The sequence below is a fragment of the Deinococcus marmoris genome, from assembly GCF_001949125.1.
GTDB classification, from domain to species: Bacteria; Deinococcota; Deinococci; order Deinococcales; family Deinococcaceae; genus Deinococcus; species Deinococcus marmoris_A.
The window spans coordinates 1-1,323 of sequence record NZ_MSTI01000017.1; the positions used below are offsets into that span (position 1 = coordinate 1).

Genomic DNA, 1,323 nt, shown 5'->3' on the forward strand with positions numbered 1-1,323 from the left:
TTAGGAGTCGGGACGGAAATGACCGCCTGAACCTGAACAGGTTCAGGCGGAGTCTTGTAGGTGAATGTTCCCATTCCTGCACGGCGTCCAGGTGGCTGGGGATCAGCTTTACGCGTCTCGCGGCTGAACGGAGCAGCATATTTGCTGTGCTTCTTGCGCTCCAGCTCCTCGATCTTCTTTTTCAGACGAGTGTTTTCGGCACGTAGCGCGTGATTCTCGGCTTCCAACTGCTCGAATCGCTCGGTCTGCTGACGGATGATCTCCAGCACATCCCCCTCTGTCAGCGTCCCGGCCATGCCCCAATTCTAGCGAATCCTGCCCGGTTCAGGCCACCGGGTCAGGAGCGCTAATCAGATACCAATGGGCCTTCGGTGCCATACATCGTGCGTGGCCCTTCTCTAGGGTACAAAAGCAGCAAGAAGCTGGATAAAGCTCGGACCAGACGTTCTTTTTCCGAACCCCAGGTCTCGCAAAGCCCGCTGTAACGCATCCAGACCCCGGCGGAAGAGACTTTTGGGTGGATAGCCGTGGGCCAACTTCTCTGTCGGTTCGCGGTCTTCCTCCTGTTCTCCAATCAGGCAGCACCATACGAAGGCCAGCACCACCACGCCAAACAGCGTGGTCATTCGCCCGGTGTCCGTCACATGGCTGTCTTCCAGATGAAATCCTCTGGATTTCATCGCTTGATGCATCGTTTCACACCCCCACCGCAAGGCATAGCGCCTGATGGCCTTCTCAGCCCGCCCGTGATAGGCCAGATACAGAATATCGCCCTTGTGATTTTTACAAGCCAGGACGCGCAATTTCACGCCGTAGATGTTCATACGTTCGTGCCAGCAACGATATTCGCCGGGTTCAAGCTTTTTGAAGATGGCCCACACTTCAGTACCGGACAACTTGCGTTTAAGTGGCGCTGGGTGCGGAGAAAGGTTGATTTAAGAGGCCGAAGTATATTTCGGCCTGTGGGTGATCCCATCTCAGCGCTCTCGCCAGATATTGCCAGCCATACTGGACCACGCTGACAGCGCGACGACCATGCGCTTTGACTGGGATTGGTTTGGACGCATTCATCCAGACGCCCACCCGCAGACAGCACACCCAGGCCAGCGTGACCAGTCCAAACAACCGCTCTAATCGGTCAGCGTGGGTCACCGCTGACCGTTCCAGATCAAAGCCACGCGACTTCATGCTGCTGAACGTACACTCGATGCTCCAGCGCAATCGGTACACCGCCCAGGTGTCCCACACCTTCAAATCTGTCGCCAGGACGATGAGATCGCCATCCGCTGCGCGGGTGGCAACCACCTGCATCACGCAGCCGTA

2 protein-coding genes and 1 pseudogene are annotated in these 1,323 nt (G+C 56.8%); all 3 read right to left on the reverse strand.

Translation table 11 applies throughout. The annotated features are described in order from the left end of the window. A pseudogene (locus BOO71_RS02100) lies at positions 1-296 on the reverse strand (IS66 family transposase); the annotation flags it as partial. A 102-nt stretch (positions 297-398) separates the two neighbouring features. Beyond that, on the reverse strand, positions 399-896 hold the full coding sequence (locus BOO71_RS02105) for a hypothetical protein (RefSeq protein ID WP_139322689.1): 498 nt from the start codon (positions 894-896) through the stop codon (positions 399-401). A gap of 7 nt (positions 897-903) precedes the next feature. After that, the coding region (locus BOO71_RS02110; RefSeq protein WP_139322690.1) for a transposase at positions 904-1,323 on the reverse strand (420 nt) is incomplete at its 5' end.